The 2,989-nt window shown below is 50.1% G+C and carries 5 protein-coding genes; 4 read left to right on the top strand and 1 reads right to left on the bottom strand.

Annotation, left to right across the window (positions count from 1 at the left end):
- A partial coding sequence (locus Q0338_RS01940) for a CHC2 zinc finger domain-containing protein (RefSeq protein ID WP_298085288.1) occupies positions 1 to 497 on the bottom strand: 497 nt, incomplete at its 3' end.
- A gap of 63 nt (positions 498 to 560) precedes the next feature.
- On the opposite strand from Q0338_RS01940, the gene Q0338_RS01945 reads away from it, so the two are divergent.
- The 4 genes from Q0338_RS01945 to Q0338_RS01960 all read left to right on the top strand — a co-directional run.
- A complete protein-coding gene (locus Q0338_RS01945) occupies positions 561 to 1,586 on the top strand; it encodes a hypothetical protein (protein WP_298085289.1) in 1,026 nt (341 codons plus the stop codon).
- Positions 1,564 to 2,001 carry a ribonuclease HI gene (rnhA, locus tag Q0338_RS01950; protein ID WP_298085290.1) on the top strand — a complete coding sequence of 146 codons (438 nt, stop codon included), beginning with the start codon at positions 1,564 to 1,566 and terminating at the stop codon, positions 1,999 to 2,001. The genes Q0338_RS01945 and rnhA overlap by 23 nt, the downstream gene beginning before the upstream one ends.
- On the top strand, positions 2,001 to 2,669 hold the full coding sequence (gene rnc, locus Q0338_RS01955; protein WP_009494817.1) for a ribonuclease III: 669 nt from the start codon (positions 2,001 to 2,003) through the stop codon (positions 2,667 to 2,669). The genes rnhA and rnc overlap by 1 nt, the downstream gene beginning before the upstream one ends.
- Positions 2,666 to 2,989 (top strand): chorismate synthase (locus Q0338_RS01960; protein WP_298085291.1); only part of this gene is annotated, 324 nt, incomplete at its 3' end. The genes rnc and Q0338_RS01960, both read left to right, overlap by 4 nt.

Raw genomic sequence — 2,989 nt, forward strand, 5'->3', positions numbered from 1 at the left:
GGCTCTATTTGCTCGTTTTGCAGTAGCCTTATCGTTTGCGCGCTCTCTGGTGCGAAACCTAGTTCAAATTTATCGATCAGCTCGTCTGTTATACCGCGCGAGTAGAGATACTCCACGGCTGCTGGCGTTTTATAAAGCAGCGAGCGGTAAAAGGCGTTTGCGTTTTCTAGGATGTGCTTGTTTTCTTTCGCCGGTTCGCCGCCGCGCACGTAGTTTAGCGTGAAATTTTGCAGTCCTGCGATCTTTTCGACGGCTTCGGGGTAGCTTAGCTTTTCGTAGTCCATCACGAATTTGATCGCGTCGCCGCCGGCTTTGCACGAAAAGCAGTGAAATATCCCGCGCGACGGGCTCACGCTCATGCTCGGGTTTTTATCGTCGTGAAACGGGCAGACGCACACGAAGTTCGCGCCGCTTTTTTTTAGCGGCAGATAGTGTCCGACGATATCGACGATATCGGTTTGCGCTTTTAGTCTTTCTATTGATTTTGGATCGATCATAAGCGAGATTATACAATCGTTTTGCTATAATCGGCGTTAAATTTGACTTTAGAAAGCGGCATTTTGGATATATTTTTTATCGAATTTAGAGACCCGATTTTCGGTCTCGTGGTGCTAGTCGCCGCGGTGCTCGTGATCGCCGTTTTTAGCTACGCGTGGGGCGTTTTTAAGAGCAAGGACGAAAAGGCGGAGATCGCGGGATTTTTGAAAAAATTCGGCAAATCTCAGGGTCTGAGCGACGAAAACAAACAGCTTTTGATAAACTCGGGCGCGGATACGGCTACGATGTGCTTTTTGGCGGGGACGTTTTCAAAAAGCGGGTATTTTGAAAAGGCTATCAACGTCTATGCCGTAGCTTTAGAGCGGGCTAAAAACCGAGCGGCAAAGGAGCAAATTTTTACCGATCTGGGTCAGACTTATTTTAAGGCGGGCTTTCTAGAGCGCGCAAAAAGCGTCTTTTTAGAGGCGCTAAAAATCTCTCCGCGAAATCAAATCGCGCTAAAATCCCTAACGATAATTTTCGAAAAGCTAAAAGACTACGATGGCGCATTGCAGACTCTGGATGCTTTGCAGGAGCTAGGCAGTGACGTGAGAGCGCAAACGGCGTATATCAAGGCGCTGCAAATTTTAGCGGATAAAAGCAAGGACGAAGCTGGCAAAATCGGCGAAATTTTAGCTCTAAAGGACGAATTTGCGCTCGTGCGGCGTATGGCGATGGAGAGGCTAAATTTAAGCGGTGCAGGACTTAAAGATTTTAGCGATTTCCCGCCGCTTGAGGACGTTTTGGATTTGGTTTATTATCAAAACTCGCCCGTAAATTTAACCGATCCCGAGTATAAGAGCCTGTTTTTCGTCAAAGGCATGAGCGACGAGGACGGCGCGCCGCTGGGCTTTGAGCTAGAGGTTTTAAAGAAGCTAAAAGCGGCAAACTACGACAAGGCCGCGCTTAGCTTTAACTACGTCTGCAAGAGCTGCAAAAACGCCTTTCCGATGCATTTTTACCGCTGTCCGATGTGTAGCGAGCTAGGCAGCGTGCAAATTTTGCCTCACATCACGGAAAAATCCGATGAAAACAGTATGCCTTTTTAGCGACGGCTCGTGCCTGGATAACCCAGGGCCCGGCGGCTGGGCGTACATCCTAGAGTACGGAGAGCACAAAAAAACGGCAAGCGGCGGCGAGGCGCACACGACAAATAATCAAATGGAACTACGCGCTGCGATCGAGGGGCTAAAAGCGCTCAAGCAGCCCTGCCGCATAAAGCTCTACACCGATAGCTCATACGTCGCAAACGCCGTAAATGCGTGGCTAGAGGGCTGGGTGAAGAAAAACTTTAAAAACGTAAAAAACGTCCCGCTGTGGCAGGAGTATCTGGCCGCTAGCGAGCCGCACGATGTTGAAGCGATCTGGGTCAAAGGCCACGCCGGGCACCCGCAAAACGAGCTTTGCGACGAGATGGCGCGCGAACAAGCCGTAAAGATAAAAAATAGCTTAAAAGGCGAATAATGCGAAATTTGGAAGAGAAATTAGGATATAAATTTAAAGACGAAAAGCTGCTAAAAACCGCGCTCACGCACAAAAGCGTAAAAGGCGGCGCAAACAACGAGAGGCTCGAGTTTTTGGGCGATGCGGTGATGGATCTGGTGATCGGGGATTATCTTTTTCACAAATTTTCGCGCCTAAGCGAAGGCGATCTAAGCAAACTAAGAGCCGCGCTCGTAAATGAAAAAAGCTTCGCCGAGCTCGCTAAATATCTAAATTTAGGCCAGCTCATCAATATCTCGCCGGCCGAGGAGCACAACGGCGGACGGGCAAAAGCCTCGATCCTCTCAGACGCTTTTGAGGCGCTGATGGGCGCGATCTACCTAGAAAGCGGCTTTGACGCCGTGCGCGCGGCTAGCCTAAAAGCCTTTGAGAGATGCTACCCGGATATAAATTTCGACCGCATGGTAAAAGACTACAAAACCGCGCTGCAAGAGCTCACTCAAGCGCGCTTCGCCGAGATACCAAAATACGTGCTGGTGGGCTCAAAAGGCCCCGATCATAAGAAGGAATTTGAGATCGCGCTGATGCTAAACGAGCGAGAGATCTCGCGAGCCGCGGGCAAGAGCAAAAAAGAAGCCGAGCAAAAAGCCGCCAAAACCGCGCTTGAGATTTTAGGAGAGGGCAAGTGAATACCTTTGGACGCAAACTAACGCTAACGACGTTTGGCGAGAGTCACGCAGCGGCGATCGGCGGCGTGCTAGACGGCTTTCCTGCAGGCGTGCGTATCGATTTAAATTTTATCCAAAGCGAGCTTGACAAACGAAAACCGGGCGGCTCGAAATTTGCCACGGCAAGGAGCGAAGGCGACCGCGTGGAGATTTTAAGCGGCGTGTTTGAAGGCGTCAGCACGGGCACTCCGATCGGCTTTATCATCCGAAACGAAAATCAAAAATCGGGCGATTACGAAAATTTACGCGAGCTCTTTCGTCCGGGACATGCCGACTACGCC

Source organism: uncultured Campylobacter sp. (genome assembly GCF_938018145.1).
Classification (GTDB): Bacteria; Campylobacterota; Campylobacteria; order Campylobacterales; family Campylobacteraceae; genus Campylobacter_A.